Source organism: Halomonas sp. WWR20 (assembly GCF_054602495.1).
Genome location: NZ_JBTRHR010000005.1, coordinates 84,355 through 106,117, shown reverse-complemented (window position 1 = coordinate 106,117; position 21,763 = coordinate 84,355). Strand labels below are relative to the sequence as shown.

At 63.2% G+C, this 21,763-nt stretch carries 20 protein-coding genes; 10 read left to right on the top strand and 10 right to left on the bottom strand.

The genetic code is table 11. The features are described 5' to 3' along the window. Positions 1 to 12: 12 nt before the first annotated feature. Entirely contained in the window at positions 13 to 819 is an 807-nt protein-coding gene (locus ACW4DH_RS10940) for a formate dehydrogenase accessory sulfurtransferase FdhD (RefSeq protein ID WP_459636431.1), read from the bottom strand. 209 nt (positions 820 to 1,028) lie between these two features. Here ACW4DH_RS10940 and ACW4DH_RS10935 point away from each other — a divergent pair, with 209 nt between their 5' ends. Next, positions 1,029 to 2,930, top strand: a complete 1,902-nt coding sequence (locus ACW4DH_RS10935) for a DUF294 nucleotidyltransferase-like domain-containing protein (protein WP_459636430.1) — start codon at positions 1,029 to 1,031, stop codon at positions 2,928 to 2,930. A gap of 6 nt (positions 2,931 to 2,936) precedes the next feature. After that, a complete protein-coding gene (locus ACW4DH_RS10930) occupies positions 2,937 to 3,656 on the top strand; it encodes a 3'-5' exonuclease (RefSeq protein WP_459636429.1) in 720 nt (239 codons plus the stop codon). A 92-nt stretch (positions 3,657 to 3,748) separates the two neighbouring features. On the opposite strand, the gene ACW4DH_RS10925 is transcribed toward ACW4DH_RS10930, so the two are convergent. The 4 genes from ACW4DH_RS10925 to ACW4DH_RS10910 all read right to left on the bottom strand — a co-directional run bounded on the left by ACW4DH_RS10925 (position 3,749) and on the right by ACW4DH_RS10910 (position 7,330). After that, positions 3,749 to 5,428, bottom strand: coding sequence for a BCCT family transporter (locus ACW4DH_RS10925; protein ID WP_459636428.1), 1,680 nt, complete (start codon positions 5,426 to 5,428; stop codon positions 3,749 to 3,751). A 639-nt stretch (positions 5,429 to 6,067) separates the two neighbouring features. Continuing rightward, positions 6,068 to 6,199 carry an entericidin A/B family lipoprotein gene (locus ACW4DH_RS10920; protein WP_459636427.1) on the bottom strand — a complete coding sequence of 44 codons (132 nt, stop codon included), beginning with the start codon at positions 6,197 to 6,199 and terminating at the stop codon, positions 6,068 to 6,070. Between the two features lie 154 nt (positions 6,200 to 6,353). After that, entirely contained in the window at positions 6,354 to 6,482 is a 129-nt protein-coding gene (locus tag ACW4DH_RS10915) for an entericidin A/B family lipoprotein (RefSeq protein ID WP_459636426.1), read from the bottom strand. Positions 6,483 to 6,583: 101 nt separating this feature from the next. After that, positions 6,584 to 7,330: a sulfite exporter TauE/SafE family protein gene (locus ACW4DH_RS10910; RefSeq protein ID WP_459636425.1), complete on the bottom strand. Its 747-nt coding sequence runs from the start codon at positions 7,328 to 7,330 to the stop codon at positions 6,584 to 6,586. A 92-nt stretch (positions 7,331 to 7,422) separates the two neighbouring features. On the opposite strand from ACW4DH_RS10910, the gene ACW4DH_RS10905 reads away from it, so the two are divergent. Continuing rightward, positions 7,423 to 7,848: an HIT domain-containing protein gene (locus tag ACW4DH_RS10905; protein ID WP_459636424.1), complete on the top strand. Its 426-nt coding sequence runs from the start codon at positions 7,423 to 7,425 to the stop codon at positions 7,846 to 7,848. 24 nt (positions 7,849 to 7,872) lie between these two features. Here ACW4DH_RS10905 and ACW4DH_RS10900 read toward each other — a convergent pair whose 3' ends face one another. Beyond that, a complete protein-coding gene (locus ACW4DH_RS10900; protein WP_459636423.1) occupies positions 7,873 to 8,250 on the bottom strand; it encodes a hypothetical protein in 378 nt (125 codons plus the stop codon). After that, the gene (locus tag ACW4DH_RS10895) at positions 8,247 to 8,822 is read right to left on the bottom strand and encodes a hypothetical protein (protein WP_459636422.1); all 576 of its coding nucleotides are present in this window, start codon (positions 8,820 to 8,822) and stop codon (positions 8,247 to 8,249) included. Before ACW4DH_RS10895 ends, ACW4DH_RS10900 begins: the two co-directional genes overlap by 4 nt. A gap of 227 nt (positions 8,823 to 9,049) precedes the next feature. Between ACW4DH_RS10895 and ACW4DH_RS10890 the strand changes: the two genes are divergently transcribed. After that, positions 9,050 to 10,183 carry a glycerate kinase gene (locus tag ACW4DH_RS10890; RefSeq protein WP_459636421.1) on the top strand — a complete coding sequence of 378 codons (1,134 nt, stop codon included), beginning with the start codon at positions 9,050 to 9,052 and terminating at the stop codon, positions 10,181 to 10,183. A gap of 193 nt (positions 10,184 to 10,376) precedes the next feature. After that, positions 10,377 to 10,850, top strand: coding sequence for a Dps family protein (locus ACW4DH_RS10885; protein WP_459636420.1), 474 nt, complete (start codon positions 10,377 to 10,379; stop codon positions 10,848 to 10,850). 72 nt (positions 10,851 to 10,922) lie between these two features. On the opposite strand, the gene ACW4DH_RS10880 is transcribed toward ACW4DH_RS10885, so the two are convergent. Continuing rightward, positions 10,923 to 12,272 (bottom strand): DNA recombination protein RmuC, encoded by a 1,350-nt coding sequence (locus ACW4DH_RS10880; protein WP_459636419.1) that lies wholly within the window; start codon positions 12,270 to 12,272, stop codon positions 10,923 to 10,925. Between the two features lie 412 nt (positions 12,273 to 12,684). Between ACW4DH_RS10880 and ACW4DH_RS10875 the strand changes: the two genes are divergently transcribed. The 4 genes from ACW4DH_RS10875 (at position 12,685) to ACW4DH_RS10860 (ending at position 16,322) form a co-directional block, all read left to right on the top strand. Beyond that, positions 12,685 to 13,248 (top strand): type 1 glutamine amidotransferase domain-containing protein, encoded by a 564-nt coding sequence (locus tag ACW4DH_RS10875; RefSeq protein ID WP_459636418.1) that lies wholly within the window; start codon positions 12,685 to 12,687, stop codon positions 13,246 to 13,248. Between the two features lie 144 nt (positions 13,249 to 13,392). Beyond that, a complete protein-coding gene (locus tag ACW4DH_RS10870; RefSeq protein ID WP_459636417.1) occupies positions 13,393 to 14,523 on the top strand; it encodes an App1 family protein in 1,131 nt (376 codons plus the stop codon). A gap of 178 nt (positions 14,524 to 14,701) precedes the next feature. After that, positions 14,702 to 15,577, top strand: coding sequence for a LysR family transcriptional regulator (locus ACW4DH_RS10865; RefSeq protein ID WP_459636416.1), 876 nt, complete (start codon positions 14,702 to 14,704; stop codon positions 15,575 to 15,577). Positions 15,578 to 15,698: 121 nt separating this feature from the next. Beyond that, entirely contained in the window at positions 15,699 to 16,322 is a 624-nt protein-coding gene (locus tag ACW4DH_RS10860; RefSeq protein WP_459636415.1) for an NAD(P)H-dependent oxidoreductase, read from the top strand. 125 nt (positions 16,323 to 16,447) lie between these two features. Here the strand turns inward: ACW4DH_RS10860 and ACW4DH_RS10855 are convergent, their stop codons facing one another. Next, complete coding sequence (locus ACW4DH_RS10855; protein WP_459636414.1) at positions 16,448 to 17,911, bottom strand: aminoacyl-histidine dipeptidase; 1,464 nt, start codon at positions 17,909 to 17,911, stop codon at positions 16,448 to 16,450. A gap of 242 nt (positions 17,912 to 18,153) precedes the next feature. Continuing rightward, complete coding sequence (locus ACW4DH_RS10850; RefSeq protein ID WP_459636413.1) at positions 18,154 to 20,340, bottom strand: tRNA(Met) cytidine acetyltransferase TmcA; 2,187 nt, start codon at positions 20,338 to 20,340, stop codon at positions 18,154 to 18,156. 192 nt (positions 20,341 to 20,532) lie between these two features. On the opposite strand from ACW4DH_RS10850, the gene ACW4DH_RS10845 reads away from it, so the two are divergent. Then, entirely contained in the window at positions 20,533 to 21,735 is a 1,203-nt protein-coding gene (locus ACW4DH_RS10845) for an L-dopachrome tautomerase-related protein (RefSeq protein WP_459636412.1), read from the top strand. Positions 21,736 to 21,763: the final 28 nt, after the last annotated feature.

Genomic DNA, 21,763 nt, shown 5'->3' with positions numbered 1-21,763 from the left:
GACCGGCGTCGGCTAGCTTCTACTCAGCAGTTCCAGCCGCTTGCCCCGGTGGCAGTTGATCAGCGTCAGCGCGCAGAGCCGCGCCATGTCGATCGCCAGACGCGAAGGGTGCGACAACGTGGCCAGTGCCGGAATGCCGGCATGCACGGTCTTCTGCACCAGTTCCAGGCTGCAGCGGCTCGACATCATCACCAGTGCCGGCCACCTTCCCGAGGCCAGGCTTTGTCCGATCAGCTTGTCGAGCGCATTATGCCGCCCGATGTCCTGCCCCATGGCGTAGACCTCTCCCGCCTCATCCAGCCCCAGCGCCAGATGCAGTCCGGGTTGGGCACGTTGCGACAGCGCGGCCTGGGCATTTTGTACGTGCACCACCGGCGGTGGCGGCCGGGGATCGAGACGCTGCAGACCGAACATGACCTGCGCTTCGTTCTGGGCCCCGCAGGCACCGCAACCGCTGGTGGAGAGGGTGACCCGCGCCCCCTCCTCGGCACGGCGCGCCACCCGGGGGTCGACGTCGAGGCGCACCCGAAAACCGTGACGCGACGGAGTCAGCGTGATATTCGTCACCTCCTCGCGACGCAGGATCACGCCCTCGGAGAAGGCGAACCCCAGCGCCAGCGATTCCAGATCGGCAGGCGTCGCCAGTACGGTGGCGTACGCCGTATCGTTGAAGGTCAGGGTGATGGGCAACTCATCGGGGCCCGGCAGGTCGCGAGAAGGTCGGCTGCTGGCATCTTCGTAATCCGGCACCGGTGGGTGGGAAGACGAAACGTGGGTCTTCTCGTCAGTGTGCCTGGAAGACGTCGGGTCGAATGGCATGACATGATCCCCGGAGCTTGGCTGAAGGTCGAAGCGTAGAGTTTGCAGGTGCTGAAAACTTGGGTCAGCTTCCGCCACTCTGTGGCCCGATGCAATGCGTCGCAGCCATTATCGACAACCGCATACAGACATAGGTGAAGCGCCGCCTTGTGTTAGCCAAAAGGGCGCGTCAGACTCGAGCATTACAGGCCACTGATTTCAGGTGTCACATGGATGTCGAACTGCTGGAAATCCGCGAACACATGGGACGCTTCGCGCCCTTCGACGCGCTCTCCGATGAGCTGCTGGACGAGATCGCCGGCCATATCGAAGTGGCCTATTTTCAGGCAGGGACGGATATCCATCGCTATGGCGAGGAAATCCACGACCTGCATTACATCCGCAGCGGGGCGGTGGAAATCTTTCGCCGCAACGGGGACCTCTACAACCGCTTGAGTGAAGGTGATATTTTTGGCCACTTCGGTCTGCTCCGAAGCCATCAGGTGAGCTTTCCCGCTCGCGCCATCGAAGACACCCTGATCTATTATATCCCCGACGCCATCTTTTCCCGCCTGTGTGAAGAAGACGACAATTTCGCCGACTTCGTCGAGCTGGAAAGGCCGCGCCTCGAGGCCACGGTCGACCAGCACCGCAAGAACAACGACATGATGATCACTCGCGTGCGCAAGCTCGTGACCCGCCGTCCGGTCATGCTCGCAGCCTCGGCCTCGGTGCAGGAGGCCGCACAGCGCATGGGCGAGGAGAATGTCACGTCGGTTCTGGTGTACGACACCGCCGACGAGGAGAGCTCGCATGCCTTTACCGACAGCAACGGGCAGATCTGGGCGATAACGGGCATCCTCACTGACCTCGACTTTCGTACCCGCGTAGTGGCCGAGGGACGGTCGACCGAAATCGCGGTCGGCGAGGTGCTAAGCAACCGGACGATCACCATCCAGTCCGACGAATCGGTCCACGAGGCGATGTTGTGCATGCTGCGCAACAATATCCACCACCTGCCGGTATTGCACCGGCGACGGCCCGTAGGCGTGCTGCATCTGTCGGATATCATCCGCTACGAGACGCACAGCAGCCTGTATCTGGTCAGCAACATCTTCAACCAGACCAGCGTCCAGGCGCTGGCACGCTTGAGCGCCAGTGTGCGCGAGGCCTTCGTGCGCATGGTGGCCGAGGGCGCCAACTCGCAGATGGTGGGCAGCGCACTGGCGACCATCGGCCGCAGCTTCACCCGCCGTCTGCTGGAGCTCGCCGAAGAAGAACTCGGGCCGCCGCCGATACCCTACTGCTTCATGGCGCTGGGCTCGATGGCACGCAACGAGCAATCCATCGTCACCGATCAGGACAATGCCCTGGTACTGGACGACAGCTTCGCCCCCGAGCAGCACGACGCCTATTTCGCCGAAATGGCAAGAATCGTCAGCGATGGGCTGGATGCCTGCGGCTACACCTTATGCAAGGGCGATATCATGGCCACCAATGGTCGCTGGCGCCAGCCGCTTGAGGTCTGGAAACGCTATTTCAGCGACTGGATCGATCAGCCCAGTCCGGAGCGACTGCTGCACAGCTCGATCTTCTTCGACCTGGATAGCGTGCATGGCGAAGAGGCCTTCGTGGAGCAACTGCAGGACCTGGTGGCGGAGAAGGCCTCAAAGAGTCCGCTGTTTCTGGGCGCCATGGCGCGCAACGCCCTCAACCGTACGCCACCGCTGGGCTTTTTCCGCACCTTCGTGATGGAGCAGGACGGCAAGCACAACAACTCGATCAATCTGAAGCGTCGCGGCACGGCCCCCATGGTCGACCTGATTCGCATCCATGCCCTGGCCTGCGGCTCCCGTGCCCAGAACTCCTTCGAGCGCCTCGACGATATCGCCAAGACCCAGCTCTTGCCCGAAGGCAGCGGGGAACGAATCCGTTATGCACTGGAGTTCATCAGCATGGTGCGCATCCGACACCAGATGCTGGATATCGAGCACGAACGCACCCCGGATAACAATATCGAACCGGAGAATCTCTCCGACAGCGAGCGACACAACCTCAAGGAGGCCTTTCACGTGCTGAGCAATGCTCAGAAGTTCCTCGGCTTTCGCTACCCCATGCCTCGTCAGCGTTGATCTGCGATGTCACTCTTGCGCCATACCCCGCACCGCCCCGACTGGCCCGAGTACCTGGCTCATCGCGCCGATACGGCGCGCGACCCGAGCCTCAAGCGTTTCTTTGGCGCCGATACCCTGGCCGCAGACACGCCCATCGGCGAGACACCGATGGTGGCGATGGACATGGAGACCACCGGCCTCGACGAACAGCGCCACGCCATCGTCAGCCTCGGTCTGGTGCCCTTCACCCTGCAGCGAATCGCGCTGGCCCAGCGCCGCTATTGGATCGTTCGCCCCTCGCGCTCGCTTAGCGAAGAGTCGATCAAGTTCCACCGCATCACCCATTCGAAGATCGCCGAAGCGCCCGATCTCGACGCGATCCTCGACGATATGCTGGAAGCCCTGGCCGGTCGCCTGGTCGTGGTTCATTACCGGCATATCGAGCGCCCCTTCCTGGATGCGGCGATCAAGGCGCGCCGCGGTGAGGGCGCCCTGTTTCCGGTCATCGATACCATGTCGCTCGAAGCGCGTCGTCACCGGCAATCCATGTGGGCCCGGTTCCGACGTTGGACGGGACGGCCACCGGCATCGATTCGCCTGAATGACAGTCGTCTTCGCTATGGGCTCCCGGCGTATCAGGGCCATCATGCGCTGATAGACGCGCTGGCCACGGCGGAACTGCTGCAGGCACAGATTGCCCGACACTACACGCCACAGACCCCTATCGGTGACCTCTGGAGCTGATCCCCACCCGAATCCTCCCCCGCGGCACGAAAAAGGCGGCCCTCAGGCCGCCTTGGTTTTGTCGAGTGTTGTCTGCTCGATACATCAAGTCATCAGTGACTCTTGGGTTCGCTCATCAACCCTTTGATGATCGCATAGCACGCCGCCAGCAGTACCAGGGTAAAGGGTAGCCCGGTGGTGATGACCGCCGCCTGCAGCGCGGTCAGCCCGCCGCCGAGCAGCAAGGCAATGGCGATCGCCCCTTCGATGAGCGCCCAGAACACCCGCTGAGGCTTGGGTGCATCGACCTTGCCGCCAGCGGTGATGGTATCGATCACCAGCGAGCCGGAATCCGACGAGGTGATGAAGAACACCATGACCAGTACGATGCCGATGAAGGAGGTAATAGCCGTCCACGGCAACTGACCGAGCATCGTGAACAGCTGCAGCTCCAGATCCGCGTCCCGGACCCCTTCGAAGCCGCTGGCCACCAGTTGATGGATGGCCGTGCCACCAAAGGCGGTCATCCACAGCACCGAGACCAGCGAAGGCACCAGCAGTACGGCGATCAGAAACTCACGTACGGTACGGCCACGGCTGACACGGGCAATGAACATGCCCACGAAGGGCGACCAGCTGACCCACCATGCCCAATAGAAAGCGGTCCATCCTTCGCTGAAGTTGGCATCCTCGCGACCGAAGGGGTTGGACAGCGCCGGTAGATGGGTGATGTAGGAGGCTAGGTTCTCGAAGAAGCCGGTAGCGATCATCAGCGTCGGCCCGACGATGATCACGAACAGCAGCAGCAGGAAGGCCAGTACCATATTAACCTGCGACAGGCGCTGTACGCCCTTGTCGACCCCCGCCATGACCGAGCCCAGCGCCACGAGTGTGATACCCATGATCAATATCACCATGGTAACGGTCGTGTTCGGGATCCCGAACAGGTAGCTCAGCCCGGCGGCAGCCTGGGAGGCGCCAAGGCCGAGCGAAGTGGCCAGGCCGAACAGGGTGGCGAACACCGCCAGGATATCGATGACATGACCGGGCCACCCCCAGATGCGCTCGCCCAGGATCGGGTAGAAAATCGAGCGCATGGTCAGCGGCAGACCCTTGTTGAACGAGAAGAGTGCCAATGCCAGCGCCACCACCGCATAGATGGCCCAGGGGTGCAGGCCCCAGTGGAAGATCGTGGCGGCCATGGCCAGCGAGATGGCGGCCTGCTCATCGCCTGCGGCAGCGCCCAGGGGCGCCCAGTCGGTCCGCACGCCATTGTCGCCTAGCTCGACGCCCCCCAGGGACGTGCCGAAGTGGGTCAGAGGCTCGGAGACACCGTAGAACATCAGCCCGATGCCCATGCCGGCGGCGAACAGCATGGCAAACCAGCCCGCGTAGCTGTAGTCGGGTTTGGCGTCCGCCCCGCCAAGACGCACCTTTCCCAGCGGCGTGAAGATCAGCACCACGGTCAGGATCACGAAGATATTGGCTGCCAGCAGAAAGAACCAGGTCAGGTTACCCGTCAGCCAATCCTTCGCGCCATTGAAGATAGGGTCTACCTGATCCTGTAACGCCAGTGTGATGATCACGAAGAACAGGATCACCAGCGAGGAGATCGTGAAGACCTTGCCGTGCAGGTCGAAATCCAGGCCGAACTTGCGCGAGGCCACGTTGTCCTGGCCGATTACATAGTCGGTGTCGATGAGGTTTGCCGGGCCTTCCGGCGCGGGAATTCCCTCGGATGCTTCCTGCGAATCCGGGGTTGGGTCTTGGTCTTGATGAGGTTGTCTTGCCACAAGCGCTCTCCGTCGGTGAATGGCGGATTCAAGGGCGTACGTCGCTAGCGTGACTCGGCCACAGCCTTGGCCTGCCAGGAACGGTCGTCATATTAGCTAGCACCCTAAGTTGTTATCACGCACGTCCGGCCTTTTGGCCAGACGACCACGCATGACACGGCCGCACAGCATGCATGGGCTAAAGCGTCATGACCAGTATAGGAAACAAAACCGGGCAATTACGACATTCCTTGCCGAACGGGCATGAGAATAGCGGAATCATCGGTGACGTCGGGCAGGGATGATTCCCGCAATGCCCAAGAATCCCTGGGCCACCAGGAGGTAAGGGAGAGCCGCGCAAGCGTCTACATGACGAACGCTATTAGGAACACTGCCTAGATGTCTGCACGAGCGAATCGCGGCGTTGCGCGGTACTGGAGGGCCAGCCCGGTCGAAAATTGCCTAACCCAATATTATGTCTCGCCTTAAGTGTTCCGGCGCCTTGCGCTTCATCTTGCTCGATGATGTATTGCTCGACGATGTATTCAGCGCTTCCTTAGACGAATGCTTCGAAAACAAGCTCTGAGAGAAGGGAGAGAAGGGAGAGAAGGGATAACGACAATACCCTTCCGCCCGGCTTGCGCCGGGCGGAAGTCCTGCTTAGTTGGCGGCGTCCTGAACGGCCTCACCGCCCTGCTCGATGTCTTCACCGGCGCCACCGATCGTGTTGCAGCCGGCCAGCAGACTGGCGGAAACCAGCATGGCGAATGTCAGTGCGAAAAGTTTTTTCATGACGAAGTCCTCCTTAACATGAGATTCATAACGCTCTCCAGAGCGTTGCCCATTCCGTTGCGGAACGTGGTTTTTAGCCTAACAGGGCTTGAGCGATCTTGCCATTTATCGTGACAGAACAGCACTGCCCGCCTGCCCGACATGGGCTAAACCGCTAGCTGGCAGCGTTCTGAACGGCTTCCCCGCCCCGCTCGATATCCTCCCCCGCACCACGGAGGGTATTGCAGCCACTCAGCAATGCCAGCACCAACATGCCTGTCGCCAACCATGCCATACGCTTCATGCCTTACTCCTTGCTTATTGACGGAACTGAACACAGCGAAGCTACACTACGAAACGTAGCAGGCGGAGAGAGAAAATTCCGCTTCCTGACGTCGGGCAGGTTCACCCCAGCAACAGGCGCAGAACGATGGCGACGATGACGGCCAGGGTCAGCCACTTGACCCACAAGGCGCCGCGAGGCCCCATATTGACCCGTACCGCCAGCCAAGCTCCGGTCATGCTGCCGGCCGCCAGCAATAGCCCTGGCCCCCAGCGCACCTGGCCGTTGAACATGAACAGTGCCAGCGCCGGCAAGGTATAGATCAGCACGATAAAGACCTTGAACACGTTGACCTGAGCCAGATCGATTCTGAGCATACGGTAGAGCACGACGATGAACAGCACGCCGACGCCGACCTGGATGAAACCGCCGTACAGGCCGATCACGAACATGGCCACATATACCACCGGAGACAGCCGCTCGGGCGTCAGCTTGCGTGTGTCCAGGGCCGGTTGTGGCAGCAGCAGCATCACGGAGGCGACCACCATCGCCGTGACCAGCACCGCCTCGAACAGCACGTCCGGCACCTGCATGGCCAGCCAGGCCCCCAGCAGAGAGCCGACGACGGCGGGCAGCGACAGGCGCAGACTGAGCCCGATCTCATGGGCACCGGCACGGAAGAAGCCACTCACCGCGGAGATGCTCTGCAAGGTAATCGAGACCCGGTTGGTGCCGTTGGCCACCTGAGGCGGCATGCCCAGAAACATCAGCATCGGCAGGGTCAGCATCGAGCCCCCTGCCGACAGCACATTGATGAAGCCGGCGACCATGCCGGTTACCACCAGCGCCAGCCCTTCCCACAATCCCATGCATCGTCTCCCTGTACGTGAATGCCGCATCGAACGTGTCAGGCGAAGGGTGTACCATGAATCGCCACTGCCGCTGCGACGATTCCTTTCTCATGTCTCACTTCACCTTGCATCCCCGCCTCGAAGCCGACACCCACTTTCTCGCCGACTTGCCGCCATGTCAGGTCAGGCTGATGGATGACCGACGCTTTGCGTGGCTGGTCCTGGTGCCGCGCCAGGCCGACGTCAGCGAGGTCTATGAGCTGTCGAGCGCCGACCAGGCCCGTCTCTGGCAGGAAGCCACGACGCTCGGCCAGGGATTGATGCAGGTCACCGCCGGCGACAAGCTCAACCTGGCCACCCTCGGCAATCAGGTCGCGCAGTTGCATCTGCACGTCATCGCGCGACGCCGTGACGACGTCGCCTGGCCGGCCCCGGTGTGGGGGCAGGGAATACCGGAGCCTTACGACGACGACACCCTCGCCCGCCTGCGTGAGCGGCTACGCCCGCTGTTCGAAGAGAACGCCTCCGAGCGTTAACCGCCGCACGGTGGCCGGCGCTCGTCAGGGCGCCAGTCCCAGGCGCGCCGAGACGTCGTTGAGCAGTGGATCTAAAGTGATCGGCGCCAGCGGCTGACCGCCGCGCCGCCCCGACAACGCAATGCGCGTCGAACCATTTTCGGCCTCCACGTCATAGCGCACCTCATAGGCGGGACGCGAGGCGAGGATGGCGTCGACACGTCCCAGGTCGGCATCGGCGTGGCGAATCACGAAACCGCGCTCGACGAGCATCTCCAGTCCGGCACGCAGCGCCTGGTCGCGCTCGGCGGCTACCGCGATGCTGCGCGTTTCGGGCTGAGTGGGAGAGAACGCGCAGCCGCTCAGTGCCATCAAGGCAGCCAGAAGCAGAAGGGTCGTCAAGGTACGCTGCAAGCGAATCATGAGGCGCCCCCTGCCGTTGAGGCCTGGGACTCGCGGCGGGCCAGGCGTGACTCGATGGATTCGCGAAGACGCTGACAGAAACTTGCGGATATGTCCGGCCGGGCATCGAGCAGGTAACCGTCGACATCGACCACCTGCGAATCGCGTGTCACCCTGACGGTATCCTCGGGCGAGGTGACCGAGACCCGCTCTATCCGCACCGGGTCGCCGCCAAAGCGCTGGAAGTAGCCCAACGAATAACCGTGCCGTCCCCCCAGGCCAAAGCTGCCCCAGAAGCCGGAGCGTCCCCAGAAACTGCGATCCACGGCGCCCAGACCGGGCTGAGCGGTGCTTCGCTCGGCGCTGACCAGTCCGAGTTCGGCATCGGTATCCTGAATCACGTACCCCTCGGCCTCGAGCGCTTCACTGGTCGCGCGCAGCCACGCCAGAGAGTCGCCCTGCGCTTGCCACTGGCACGCCTCGGGCAGAGCGGTCTGCGGCTGAACGGCAAGCGGATCACTGGGCGACAGCGACTGACAGCCGCCGAGCACCGCCAGGGCGGGCAACAGCCAGAACCGACACGAAATGGACATGACGCCTCCTCCCGGCAGATAGCATATCCTCAGTCTAACAGGCCATGGCGCGCTTATCGCTTGCGCAACGTCGCATTCGGCATTTCTGCCCTGCTCGCCGCCGTCGATCCGGGCCAGGCGGCCCGGTGACCCTGCCAGCCCGTCGCGTTAGCATGCAGGCTTGGCTATTCACAATGATGCCCACCGAGGCGTATTCAGGAGCCCCCTGCCATCATGAAGATACCGTCATGAAGATCGTCATCGCCCCCGACAGCTACAAGGATGCTCTTTCGGCCCGTGACGCCGCCGCCGCCATCGCCGAGGGGCTGGGCCGGGTCCTGCCGCTTTCCGCGCTACACCAGTGCCCAATGGGCGACGGCGGCGAGGGAACCCTCGACGCCCTGCTCGCTGCCACGCAGGCCGAACGCCGCGAGGCGCAGGTTCAGGATGCCCTGGGCCGGCCGATCACCGCGAGCTGGGGCTGGCTGGCCGAGTCGCGCACCGCCTACGTGGAGCTCGCCCAGGCCAGCGGCCTGCAGCAGCTGTCTCGCCGCGAGCGCACCGCACTGCACAGCACCACTTACGGCGTGGGCGAGCTGATCCGCGAGGCGCTCAATGCCGGCGCACAGAAAATCGTCCTCACCCTGGGCGGCAGCGCCACCAACGATGCCGGCGCCGGAATGCTGAGTGCCTTGGGCGCCCGGCTGCTGGATCGCCACGGCCACGAACTGTCGCCCGGCGGTGCAGCGCTGGCTCAACTCGAGCAGTTGGATCTGTCGGGTCTCGACCCGCGTCTGGCCGGTCTCGTCGTGGAAACCGCCGTCGATGTGGACAATCCCCTACTGGGGACACGCGGTGCCAGCGCGGTGTTCGGCCCGCAGAAAGGCGCCAGCGAAGCCGACATCGGCCGTCTCGATATCGCGCTGGAGCATTTCGCCGACCGCGCCGCCCGCACGCTCGGCGAGGATTATCGCGACCTGCCGGGCGCGGGCGCGGCCGGCGGCATGGGCTTCGCCGCGCGCGCCTTTCTCGGCGCAACGCTACGCCCAGGCATCGAACTGGTCATGGAGCAGGCCGGCTTCGAGCAACTGGCCGAGGACGCCCATCTGGTGATTACCGGCGAGGGCCGTCTCGATGGACAGAGCCTTTCGGGCAAGACCCCGGTAGGCATCGCGCGGCGCGCGCGTCAGCTCGGCGTGCCGACGCTGGTATTGGCCGGCAGTCTCGGGCCCGGCTGGCAGGCTGCACATGACGAAGGAGTCACCGCCGCCTTCGCGCTGGCCGATGGCCCGTTGACGCTGGACGACGCGCTGACGCGCTGCGCGGAACTCCTCGCCGACCGCGCCGAGGCCATTGGCCGGTTGTGGTTGATCAAGCGCTAAGACTTGCCTGAGGGACCGGCATGGAATCAATGCATGACGGGCAACATCGTGTTGCGTCCGTTGATGACTTGAAAACGCCATGGGACATCATCATTTCATAGAGTAGGCCCATGCCGGTCATAGTGATTATGCGTTTTCCGGCGTCGATGCCACGTTCTACACTAGCAGCATCATTTAGCAAGGAGGTAACAGCATGTCCGATACCAACGCCATTGGTCTGCAGTCAACCAACGCCAGCCAGCTTGCCGAAAAACTCAACGCACTGCTGGCCAATTATCAGATTTTCTACATGAATGCGCGGGGCTACCACTGGAACGTCAAGGGGCCGCAGTTCTTCGAGCTGCATAACAAGTTCGAAGAGATCTATACCGACCTGCTCACCAAGGTGGATGAAGTCGCCGAGCGTATCCTGACGCTGGGCTACCAGCCGATTCACGCCTATAGCGACTATTTCAAGCTGTCGCGCATTGAGGAAGACAAGGACGTCCATAGCGGTGAGAACTGCGTGCGTGGCCTGATTCAGGGCTATCAGGCGCTGATCGAATTGCAGCGCGAGATCGTCGCCGTGGCAGGCGACACGGGCGACGAAGGGACTGCGTCTCAGATCAGCGATTATATCGGTGAGCAGGAAAAGACCGTGTGGATGCTTTCCGCGTACCTGGGCTGAAGTCGCCAAGCCGATTCGCATCGAAGAGCGCTGCCGGAAGGCAGCGTTTTTTTTGTGCTGGCATAGAGCATGCTACCGCGGCCCGCCCAAGGCCGGATCATCGTCGAGATCGGTCGCCTTGTAGGCGACGTCGCTCGGTACATCCGCCGTGGATGCGGCGGCGGCCTGGGTCAGATGAACCGGCAGTTCGCGTTTCATACGTACCCCAAGCCCTTGCAGTGCCACGGCCTGGTTGACCAGACTGCCCTGTCCGTTCGTCAGTCGACCCATGGCCTGGCGATAGCTGCCCTGGGCGCGCTCCAGATGCCGTCCCACCTCATCGAGGCTGTCGACGAAGCCGCGAAACTTGTCGAGCAGACGCCCGGCGCGCTCGGCGATCAGCCGCGCATTCTCGTTCTGGCGCTCCAGGCTCCACAGACTGGCCACGGTGCGCAGGCTGGCAAGCAAGGTCGTCGGCGTGACGATGACGATATCCTGGGCGAAGGCGTCCTGAAACAGCGTGTCGTCGTGCTGGAAGGCCAGCGCAAAGGCCGGTTCCACGGGCATGAACAGGAACACGAAATCCGGCGAGTTGAGCCCCGGCAGGCGCTGATAGTCGCGCCGCGACAGGGTCTGCACGTGTTGGCGTACGGCCTGGAGATGCGCCTTGAGCGCCGCATCCCGGTCCCCGTCGCTTTCGGCATTGACATAGCCGACGTAGGCATTGAGCGACACCTTGGCATCGATGATCAAGTGCTTGTCGTCGGGCAGATAGATCACCGCATCGGGACGCAACCGGCCCTCCTCGGCCTGGATCGCCACCTCGCGCCGATACTCCTGATCGCGGCGCAGGCCTGACCGCTCCAGCACCGACTCCAGCATGACCTCGCCCCAATTGCCCTGCATCTTCTTGTCGCCCTTGAGCGCCCGGGTGAGACTGGCGGCCTCCTCGGTGATCTGACGGTTGAGCGAGGCAAGATGATCGATCTGGGCCTTGAGCGTGGTGCGCTCGCGCATCTCCTGGCCGTGCAACTCCTCGACGCGGCGCTGGAAATGGCCGACCTGCTCGCGAAACGGCTTGAGCAGCGTCTCCAGGCTCTCACGGCTCTGGGCCGTGAAGGTGCGCTGGCGTTCGTCGAAGATGCGCCCGGCCAAGGCCTCGAAGTCGCGGCTCAGGCGGTCGCGCGCCTCCTCGAGCAGCCGCAGCTTCTCGCCATGGTGCTCTCGCTCCTGGTCACGCTCGACCTCCAGGCGTGCATGACGCTCACGCAGGGCCGCCAAGCGCTCGCCGGTATCCATCAGGCGTCGCTCGCGCTCGTGTAACTGGCGTTGCAACTCGGCATGCTGCTCACGCACGCTGTCGAGCAGCGTGTCACTCTGCGCCAGCTCGCGCTCCAGCCGCTCACGGTCCGTCTGGGCCGTTTCCATTCGCTGGCGAAACACGTCCGCCTCCTCTTCCCGATAACGTAGCCTTAGCCGAAGCCGGCTGAGCATGACGAGGCTCACCGCCAAAGCGACTAACAAGACAACGAGCAGTGACGCGGGCAATGCGGATAGCGAAACGGAGCTGAACACGGAACATCCTGCATGAGTAAGGGACAAGCCGACGGCTCGGCAGCCGTGAGCAGGCAGGACAGTGCCTGTCGTGCCTGCCCATCCTGCAGTCAACCCGCCCACGCGGCAAGCCCTGCCATACGCAACGTGCAACAAATTGCGACATGGATCCGCTTGAAGTTTCCTGCGCCTGTCCCAAGCTGAATGAGGTAAGACACGCAGTAAGAGCATGATGGATAGTTCGATCGTGTAGCGGTCTTATTCATCATCCATTCATGAACATCACGACTAGGAGGTCACGATGGCTCAACAACTGCAAGGTAAACGGGTAGCGATTCTTGCCACCAACGGTTTCGAGGAAGTCGAGCTGACCGCGCCGCGGGATGCTCTGCGCGAAGCGGGCGCGGAAGTTCATATCGTCTCGCCCGAGAAGGATACCATCAAGGCATGGGACAAGACCGACTGGAGCGACAGCTATCAGGTCGACAAGTCGCTGGATGAGGCCCGTCCCAGCGATTATCATGCGCTGGTGCTGCCGGGTGGTCAGATCAATCCCGATATTTTGCGCATGGACGACAAGGCGGTCGCCTTCGCTCGGGCATTCTTCGAGGATCACAAGCCGGTAGGCGCGATCTGTCATGGGCCGTGGCTACTGATCAACGCAGGTGTCGTCGAAGGGCGCACCATGACCTCTTTCCCTTCCGTTTCCCTAGATCTCAAGAATGCCGGGGCAAACTGGGTGGATCAGGAAGTCGTCGTCGACCATGGTCTGGTGACCAGCCGCAAGCCGGATGACCTGAAGGCCTTTTGTGCCAAGCTGGTCGAAGAGATTTGCGAAGGGCGCCATACGGAACAGCACGCCTGATCGTTTCGCCGAGACAATAAACGAGCCCATTCCGCTTGGCGGGGTGGGCTTTTTCTGTTGAAACCGTGGCGTTTTTGTACCAGTTTCAACAGATAAGCCAAGAAACTTGACTCCAGTCACGCTGTTTAACGCCAGGGAATGGAAATGCGCGAACGCTTTTCCAGCAATCTTATGTACGTGTTCAAGAAACTGCTGCACATCGTGTCGCGGCCCATAAGAAAGGAACAGCGTCAGGGGCCTTGGGTGATTCATACCTATCGCGGCTACGGCTCGCGGGAGGAAGTCTTCCTGATGGGCCGAGTATTTCACCAGCCCGAACTGGGCAGGAACGTTCCGGCGGGGACGCTGCGCCGTGACATCATCGACGTGTTCCGGCGCATGGTGCGCTGGGGCATCAAGGATACCGCCGTCGCCATCGATCTGGCCGGTACGCGCACCGTGGTCAAAACGGATCGGGACGGGTATTTTCATGCCCACCTGCGCATCGAGAACGAGCTGCCCACCGACCGCATCTGGCATACCGCAGAGCTGAATATTCTTGCCGACGACAGAAACTCAGTGTGTGCCAACGCCGATATCTATATCCCGCCAAACGCTACCGATCTCATTGTCATCAGCGATATCGATGACACTGTCATGTACACCGGCGTGGCCAACAAGCTCAAGATGCTGTATCGGCTGTTTCTCAAGAAAGCTCACCAGCGTACGGCCTTTCCCGGCGTCGCCGCCTTTTATCAAGCCCTTTACGACGGGAAGGAGGGCGACCGGCAACGGCCCATGGTCTACGTCTCGCGCGGCCCCTGGAGCATCTACGAGATCCTCGAAGAGTTCTTTAATCTCAACCGCATCCCCGTGGGGCCCATCCTGTTTCTGCGCGAATGGGGCCTGACGCTGCAGCGCCCGTTGCCGCGCAAGGCGGAAGATCACAAACGTCATCTCATCAGGAAGATCATGGCGCTCTACGACAAGTCCCCCTTCGTGCTGATCGGCGACAGTGGCCAGCACGATCCCGAGGTCTACGCGCAGATCGTCCGAGAAAATCCCGATCGCATCGCCGCCATCTATATCCGCAATGTCAGTCACGACGCCTCGCGCGATCAGGCCATTCAGCGCCTTGCCGATGACGTGGCCCAGGCCAACTGCGCCTTGGTACTAGCCGCCGATAGCGCCACGATGGCGGAGCATGCCCACCAGCAGGGCTATATTTCCGCGGCGGGTCTGGAAGCCGTCCGTCAGGATCAACAGCCCGAGCAGGAAGGAATGTTCACTCGCTGATCCGTTGAGCGCGCCTGTATCCTGGCGTTTTTAGAATAACGCTCGAGTCTCTAACCGGGGCGCGCTTCTCGACTGCGTCCCGGGTTTCGGCATGCCCCACGGCCTGGTCGCATCCGCGATTTCTGCCTTCCGGGGCAACGCCGGTATGCTGTGCCGAATGCTGTCGACAGGGAACGAGATGAAAAGCCGCTGGGAAGATCTGGAACTGCTGCTGGCCGTGGTGGACGCCGGCAGTTTCACCGCCGCTGCCGAGATGCTCGGGACCAGCACGGCGCGCCTGTCGCGAGCGGTGTCGCGTCTGGAAACGACACTCGAAACGACCTTGATCCACCGTACCACACGGCGGCTGGAGGTCACCGAGGAAGGGCAAACCTTCATCCATAAGGCGCGCCATGCGCTGACCGAAATGGAATCCGCCGAGGAAGCGTTGGCCGTGCGCCGCCGTGATCCTGCCGGACGCCTGCGAGTCGATGCCGCTACCCCCTTCCTGCTGCATCAGATCGTGCCTCACCTGGCGGCCTTACGTACCCATTACCCCCGGATGCGCCTGGAACTGACCACCCACGAGACCAATATCGACTTGCTGGAGCAGCGTACCGACATCGCCATTCGCATCGGCAAGCTCGAGGATTCCACTCTACAGGCGCGGCCGCTGGGAAGAAGCCGCCGACGGCTGGTGGCCAGTCCCGCCTACCTGGCGCGCCGTGGCGTCCCCGGCAGAGCCGAGGATCTCACCGCCCATGAACTGCTGGGATTCACCCATCCCGCTCATCTCAACCGTTGGCCGATCGGCGACGGGCGCGAGATCCGTCCCACCCTGGCCGCTTCCAGCGGTGAGGCTCTGCTGCGAATGAGCGTGGCCGGATTGGGTATCGCCTATCTGGCCGATTTCCTGTCTCGCGAGGATCAACAGGCCGGGCGGCTACAAACCGTCCTGGACGACGTGACGCGAGAGGAATACGCACCGGTCCAGGCGGTCTACTACCGGAATACCGCCCTGGCGGCGCGAATCGGTGCCTTCCTCGATTTTCTCGCGCCACGGCTGCGCCTGTAAGCATTGTTACGCACCGCTCAAAGCACTTTTGCAGTTAACGGGCTTTATCCTTTCGTCTAAGACATCGACACTGCATCGCCTCAGTTGCCGCTGCGGTGACATTCGTAACGAGGAGCAATGCATGAAGATTCTGTTGATCGACGGCAAGAAGGCCTTTGCCCACTCGGGGGGACGCTACAACGCCACCCTGCACCAGGCGGCAGTGGAGGAGCTCGGGGCGCTCGGTCATACCGTGCAGGAGACGCATGTCGATACCGGCTATGACGTCGAAGCCGAAGTGCAGAAATTCCTGTGGGCCGATGCCATCATCTACCAGATGCCCGGCTGGTGGATGGGTGCGCCATGGGTCGTCAAGCAATACCTCGATGAGGTTCTTACCGCCGGTCACGGCTCGCTGTATGCCAACGATGGCCGTTCGCGCCATGACGCCAGCCGCCATTACGGCAGCGGTGGGCTGCTGCAGGGGCGTCGCTACATGCTGTCATTGACCTGGAACGCACCTCGCGAGGCCTTCGACGAGTCCGGTAACTTCTTCGAAGGCCGCGGCGTGGACGCCGTCTACTTCCCCTTTCACAAGTCGCAGGAATTCATCGGCCTCGAGGCGCTGCCCACTTACCTGGCCAATGACGTCATCAAGGCACCGGACATCGAGCACCATATCGCCGAGTACCGCGCCCACCTGCGTCAGGTGTTCGGCCAGGCGGATGTGAGCGAAAGCCAGCTGCTCGAGACGGAAAAGGCCTGATCGGTCAACGCTGATCTTTGCATGCGCTGATTTGCATGCGTAAGCGCACCGCGCCCAGACGCTCGTGGCAACTGGGCGCGGTAAGACGTGACGGATACGCGACGTCGTGAATGCGACGCCGAGGATCAGGCGGCGCGGCCGCTGCCGATGTCCTCGATCAATCCGCGCAGCAAACCCCAGAATTCCTCCACGGAGTCGACCTCGACCCGCTCGGCCGGCGAGTGCGCGCCGCGGATCTGCGGCCCGAAGGAGATCATGTCGAGTTGCGGATACTTGCCGCCCAAGATGCCGCACTCGAGCCCGGCGTGGATCACGCGGACCTCGGGATCGACACTGAGGCGCTCGAGGTGCAGACGGCGAAAGCGCGCCAGCAGCGGACTCTCGGGATTGGGGGTCCAGCCGGGATAGCCGTTCTCGATCCGGGTATCGGCGCCCATCAGCATGAACAGCGCCTTGAAGCGATCGGTGAGATCCCGCGTCGCACTATCGCGCAGCGAACGCACCAGTGCACTCAGGTGGAATCGTCCCTGCTCGAGCTTGACCACACCGAGGTTGCTGGAGGTCTCCACCACGCCGGGGACTTCCACACTCATGCGCTCGACGCCATAAGGCGCCGCATGCAGTGCCGCCACCAGCCGCTGGCTGGCCGCCTCGGTCAGCGCCTCGTCGTCCTCGTCGGGCAACAGTTCAAGCCTTAGCCCCTCATCCACCCCGGCCAGTTCGGCCAACAGCTCGGTTTCCAGCTCGGCAAGGCGCTCACGGGCCGCATCGACCTCGTCGCTCGGCAATGCCAGGCGGGCGAAGGCCTCCCTCGGCAGGGCGTTGCGCAACGTCCCGCCATGGTAGGCCGCCAGGCGGATGCCGAACGGCTCCAGCGCCCGCAACACTCGCACCAGCAGGCGATTGGCATTGCCCCGTCCCTTGTCGATGTCGATGCCCGAGTGGCCGCCGGTGAGACCGGTCAGCGCCACCTGACACATCGTTTCGTGCCCGCCGAGTCCATGGGTGGGCAACTTGGCTTCGACCACCACGTCCGCGCCGCCGGCGCAGCCGATGTAGACCTGGCCACGGTCCTCGGAATCGAGATTCAGCAGATAGCGCCCCTGCAGCCACTCCTCGGCCAGGTTGAGCGCCCCGCCCATGCCCGATTCCTCCTCGAGGGTGAACAATGCCTCCAGCGGCCCATGGCGCAGCTCGTCGTCCTCGAGAATCGCCAGCGCCGCGGCGACGCCCAGGCCATTGTCGGCGCCGAGCGTAGTGTCCTTGGCGCGCAGCCAGCCCTCCTCGAGATAGGTGACGAGGGGGTCGCGAGTGAAATCGTGGGGATGGTCGGCATTGGCCTGGGCGACCATATCGAGATGGCCCTGCAGGACGATGCCGGGCATCGCCTCGCAACCCGGTGTAGCGGGCTTGCGGATCAGCAGGTTACCGAATACGTCGCGCTCGTGGGCGAGCCCCTGGGCCTCGGCCCATTGCTCGAGCTTGGCGACCAGCTCGGCCTCGTGGCCCGAAGGGCGCGGCGTGTTGCACAGGGTGCGGAAATGGCGCCAGACAGGAACCGGGGATAACTGCAGCAGATGATCGTTCATACGGGAAGGCTTCCGGCTTGAGTCCCTGCCACCTTACCCCTTGGCACGGCCAACGCAAGCCCATTCGTCTGGTCCGCCACATCGATTGTCGCTAGTATGACCTCTCCTCGTCCCGCCGGTGTCCGTCCATGTCACGCCTCATCACGCAGATCTTCTGCGCCTTGGTACTTCTCGTTCTGCTGAACGGCTGCTCACCGATTCCGGACATGCCCGGGCCAATCGGCATTCCAGGGCTTTAAGCGTTAGCTCTGCAGGCGGCGATGGAGGCATCCGGCCAGCTCGCGCCAGTGTGCCAGGCGGGCCTTGCGCCCGCGTATATCCTGACCTTCGCCTTGAAACAGCGGCGCGGCCAGCAATGTCAGCTCCGGCTCCTTATCCCGGTACGGACCACGCCACCAGGCCAGCCACGCCTGCGCCAGCCAGGGTCGCACCAGCGCCAGTTCACCGCCGCCTGCGGCGAACCAACCGACACGTGCCAGCAGTGCCGCATCGACCTCGGGCGCTGCGCCCTCGGCCAGTAGCGCGAGGGCGACCTCGGTGTCGAATGCGACAAGTTCATGGGCCAGTAGACTGGGAAGCAACTGCGAGAAGTCATGGTTCAGGGTTTGCATGAAGCGCTTGGCGTCACACGACAGAGGGCGCCCCATCATCAGGGCGTGTTCACCACTGGACGCCTCACGGGTCAGCCCCAAGCGCAGTGCGGCGAACCCTTGCGAGCGCCAGAAGGCGATCAGTTCGGGCTCGGCACCGAAACTCACTCCTAACTGCTCGATGCCTGTCTCATCGCTCCGTACCGCCAGCCGCTCAAGCATGGCGGCACCGATCCCCAGGCGACGGGCCGCCGGATGCACAGCGATGCGCACGATGCGATACCAGCGCCGCTCCGCCGCCTCCCGGCATCCCCCGTGCGCCGCCAGCGACTGGGCCAGCAGATGCCCGCGCGGGCGGCGTCTGCCGGTGTGGATCTGCTCCGCCAATGCCTGGGGAAAACCGCCCTCTGCCTGTACCAAGCACACCCCTACGCATACAACACCGGCGTAGGCTCCCAGCACCTGGATATCGGGCCCGTCGAGCAACTGACGCAGATCGGCCGGCGTGGTGCGGTAATGGGCCTGAACCAACAACCCGAACACGCCACGCAGTCCCGCCTCGTCATGAGCCAGAGCCTCACGCTCGAGGAACCGATACGTCACCGACTGCGACGTCATGGCCGCGCTCACCGCCGACGTATCGTCCGGCTCGGCATCGAGCAGCAGCAGCTCGCGGGTAATCGTCTCCAGCGGGTCCGCCTCGGCCCATCGGATCGGCTGCTGGAGCTGCAACGCCCGCCAGGACGGCGCCTGGCGCTCGAGACGCTCGCGAAAGCGCAGCTGGAAACCGCGACCGGTTCCCTCGTAGCCATGCACGGTCGTGGCGAAGGCGATTCTAGGAAAGGCTTCGAGCCAACGCCCCAGCAGCGGCGTGGGGATCGCCGCCGCCTCGTCGACGAACAGCGTGGGCGGCGACTGGCGGTCGATTACCGGTCCAAGCAACGCCTCCTCCACCGCATCCGGGGCCAGAAAGCGCACTTCGCCCCGTGCCGCCTGCGTGTCTATCTCGAAGAGGTTGCCGTGACGTCGGCCATTCGGCAGCAGCGCCACCAGCCGCGCGAACAGCGGCTCGACCGCCGCCGGCCGGGGCGCAGTGACCCATAACCGAGCCTCGCCCGCGAGCAGCCGCCGTGCGGCGGCGATACCCAGCGCCGCGCTCTTGCCACGGCCACGGTCGGCACTCAGCACCAACGGCCGACGCCGACGCAATCGGGTCAGATGGACCACCGCCAGCGCCTGATCGGCACTCAGACACTCGGCATCATCAGCCGGGACTTCTGGCGACAGAGACGCCGATGTCGTGCTGGTGCAGAGAGCCGCGTGAGGACGCTCGTTCGATACCGGCCAGGGAATCACCGCCGGCGAGGCCTGTAGGCAACGCGCCAAGCGTGACAGATAGCGTGCCGACAGGATGGCGGTCTCATGCGGCCAATGTGCCAGACGTGCATAATCCGCATCCGGTGCCGGCACGCCTTCCCGCCAGGTTTCGGGCGTCATCAGCACCAGCAGGCCACCGGCGCGCACCGTCCCCGACAGCGCCCCGAAGGCATCGGGATCGAATCCCGCACCGGGCGAGACGGCATCAATGACGATCAGCTCGTGCTCCTGGCCCAGCCGGGTCCGCGCCTTGGCGGGCGGCAGCACGGAAGCTCCGCCGGGTCCGCCATCGGCGCCCACCCATAGCGGCGAGAACCACTCGGCTGCATCCCACAGGGCTTGCGCCCGCGCGCGACACTGATCGGGAGTACCGCTCAGCCAGATAAGAGCCCGGTGGCGGCGCTCCATCAGTTGAAGCCGCAGAGTATTAACGAAATCGAGAGAGGACATGACGTACAGCATGCGGCATGCCTAAGCCGTGCACCAGCCCCCGCTACGGCATAGACATGGCGCAGTGGCAAAGCGGCGCCGCCGGCGTGATTCTGCTGGCCTGGTGGCTGATGTTCTGGGGCTGGTGACAACCGCTCCGCATTATCGCGCTCAGCGATATTATTCACTACCTTGTTACGGTTCGTCTTTAAACAAGGACCCGTTATGAAGACCCACCGTACTCTAGGCCAGCTGTTGCTCGGCACGACATTCGCGGCCCTGCCTTTGCTGACCATGGCCCAAAACGAGATGGCCGACGTGGATTTCGCCACCGAGCAGCCCCTCGGCGAGATGACGCCCGATTTCCTGTTTTACGATCAGATGCCCACCGGCATCACGGTGACCCAGGACGGGCGCCGTTTCGTCAGCTATCCGCGCTGGGGCGATGGCATCGAGTTCACCGTCGCCGAACTCAAGGATGGCGAGGAAGTGCCCTACCCTAGCGCTGATTTCAATCAGCCCGATACCGACAATCCCGGCGAATCATTGATCAGCGTGCAGAGCGTGGTCGCCCCGGGCGATGGGCATGTGTGGCTGCTCGATACCGGCCGGCTGCCCGACTCGGGCTATTCCGCTTCGGGCCGCCTGAACAATGGCGCCAAGCTGGTCGCGGTGGATCTCGCCACTGACGAGGTCGACCGCACCATCGTACTCCCCGAAGAGGCGGCCCTCGACTCCACCTACCTGAACGACGTGCGCTTCGACTTCACCCAGGGTGAAGGCGGCTTCGCCTACATCACCGACTCGTCGTTTTCCGGCCCTGGGGCGATCATCGTGGTAGATCTCGCCTCCGGTGAAGCCTGGCGCAAGCTGAGCGGGCATGCCTCGACCCAGGCCGAGCCGGATTTCGTGCCGATGGTGGAAGGTCAGCGGCTGACGCTGGCCACCGCAGAGAGCGAGGAGAATATCCGCCGCGTGCCTGCCGACGGCATCGCCCTGTCGCCGGATGGCGAGACGCTCTACTATTCGGCGCTTTCCGGTCATCACCTCTACAGCGTGCCGACCCGCTTGCTGCGCGAGCGCTCGACATCGGCCCAGGGTGCCACCGACGCGGTACAGGACCTCGGCTCGAAAGGCGGGGCCTCGGATGGCATGTTGATGGACGCAAGCGGCCGGCTCTACACGACCGATTACGAGCACAACGCCATTCATCGCTACGACACCGGCAGCGGGAAATGGGAGACACTGGTACACGACCCGCGCCTGTTATGGCCCGACACCCTTTCGCTGGGACCCGAGGGTGAGTTGTACGTCACTGCCAACCAGTTGCACCGTCAGGCGACGTATAAAGGCGAGGATGAACGTCAACCTCCCTATGTGCTGTTCAAGATTCCGGTCGATGCTCAGCCGATAGAGCTGCGCCCATAACGTCCGCGAGCATTGCGTCGTGCAGCGG

Excerpts from the sequence above, each read along its gene's own strand:
- ACW4DH_RS10845 (WP_459636412.1), top strand. The coding sequence starts at position 20,533 with ATGAAGACCCACCGTACTCTAGGCCAGCTGTTGCTCGGCACGACATTC.
- ACW4DH_RS10915 (WP_459636426.1), bottom strand. The coding sequence starts at position 6,482 with ATGAAGCGTATGGCATGGTTGGCGACAGGCATGTTGGTGCTGGCATTG.
- ACW4DH_RS10855 (WP_459636414.1), bottom strand. The coding sequence starts at position 17,911 with ATGAACGATCATCTGCTGCAGTTATCCCCGGTTCCTGTCTGGCGCCAT.
- ACW4DH_RS10860 (WP_459636415.1), top strand. The coding sequence starts at position 15,699 with ATGAAGATTCTGTTGATCGACGGCAAGAAGGCCTTTGCCCACTCGGGG.
- ACW4DH_RS10850 (WP_459636413.1), bottom strand. The coding sequence starts at position 20,340 with ATGCTGTACGTCATGTCCTCTCTCGATTTCGTTAATACTCTGCGGCTT.
- ACW4DH_RS10935 (WP_459636430.1), top strand. The coding sequence starts at position 1,029 with ATGGATGTCGAACTGCTGGAAATCCGCGAACACATGGGACGCTTCGCG.
- ACW4DH_RS10865 (WP_459636416.1), top strand. The coding sequence starts at position 14,702 with ATGAAAAGCCGCTGGGAAGATCTGGAACTGCTGCTGGCCGTGGTGGAC.
- ACW4DH_RS10920 (WP_459636427.1), bottom strand. The coding sequence starts at position 6,199 with ATGAAAAAACTTTTCGCACTGACATTCGCCATGCTGGTTTCCGCCAGT.
- ACW4DH_RS10940 (WP_459636431.1), bottom strand. The coding sequence starts at position 819 with ATGCCATTCGACCCGACGTCTTCCAGGCACACTGACGAGAAGACCCAC.
- ACW4DH_RS10910 (WP_459636425.1), bottom strand. The coding sequence starts at position 7,330 with ATGGGATTGTGGGAAGGGCTGGCGCTGGTGGTAACCGGCATGGTCGCC.
- ACW4DH_RS10905 (WP_459636424.1), top strand. The coding sequence starts at position 7,423 with ATGTCTCACTTCACCTTGCATCCCCGCCTCGAAGCCGACACCCACTTT.
- ACW4DH_RS10930 (WP_459636429.1), top strand. The coding sequence starts at position 2,937 with ATGTCACTCTTGCGCCATACCCCGCACCGCCCCGACTGGCCCGAGTAC.
- ACW4DH_RS10900 (WP_459636423.1), bottom strand. The coding sequence starts at position 8,250 with ATGATTCGCTTGCAGCGTACCTTGACGACCCTTCTGCTTCTGGCTGCC.
- ACW4DH_RS10895 (WP_459636422.1), bottom strand. The coding sequence starts at position 8,822 with ATGTCCATTTCGTGTCGGTTCTGGCTGTTGCCCGCCCTGGCGGTGCTC.
- ACW4DH_RS10890 (WP_459636421.1), top strand. The coding sequence starts at position 9,050 with ATGAAGATCGTCATCGCCCCCGACAGCTACAAGGATGCTCTTTCGGCC.
- ACW4DH_RS10875 (WP_459636418.1), top strand. The coding sequence starts at position 12,685 with ATGGCTCAACAACTGCAAGGTAAACGGGTAGCGATTCTTGCCACCAAC.
- ACW4DH_RS10885 (WP_459636420.1), top strand. The coding sequence starts at position 10,377 with ATGTCCGATACCAACGCCATTGGTCTGCAGTCAACCAACGCCAGCCAG.
- ACW4DH_RS10870 (WP_459636417.1), top strand. The coding sequence starts at position 13,393 with ATGCGCGAACGCTTTTCCAGCAATCTTATGTACGTGTTCAAGAAACTG.